The following is a 442-nucleotide window of genomic DNA, read 5'->3' as shown; positions in this document are numbered from 1 at the left end:
CGACAATGAGTTCCATCACTCCATTCTTCCCATTGAGAACAATCTGGCAGTTGCGCCTTCAGAATATAGCAATGGACGGCCAGATGGTTACTCAACCGGGAAAGATGGCGTTTCTATTATTAACTTATCTACCGGACTTGAAGTCGCCTATTACGATATGCTGTATGTGATGGATTATTCAAGATCGCCGCGTCCTTCCGGAAGCGCGCCAGGTCAGGACGTATCAATGGATGACTGGCTGCATATCAACCAAAGCTATATTAATGAACCCAACAATTTGCTGATCTGTTCCGGTCGACATCAGAGCGCGATTTTTGGCGTAAATGTGGATTCCGGCGAACTGCGCTTTATTATGGCGAACCATGAGAATTGGTCTGACGAATTCAAGCAATACTTATTAACCCCTGTCGATGATGATGGTGTCCCGCTGTACGATCTTACC

General features: G+C 46.2%; 1 protein-coding gene. It reads left to right on the top strand.

The window, feature by feature from the left end:
- Positions 1–442, top strand: a 442-nt coding sequence (locus KJQ99_RS09790) for an aryl-sulfate sulfotransferase (RefSeq protein WP_214150723.1), incomplete at both ends; no start/stop codon positions are given.

Origin of the sequence: Campylobacter sp. 2018MI13, assembly GCF_018501135.1 — a bacterium.
In the GTDB taxonomy this organism is placed as follows: Bacteria; Campylobacterota; Campylobacteria; order Campylobacterales; family Campylobacteraceae; genus Campylobacter_E.
The sequence above is the reverse complement of the archived record's forward strand: the minus strand, read 5'-3'. Positions and strand labels throughout refer to the sequence as shown.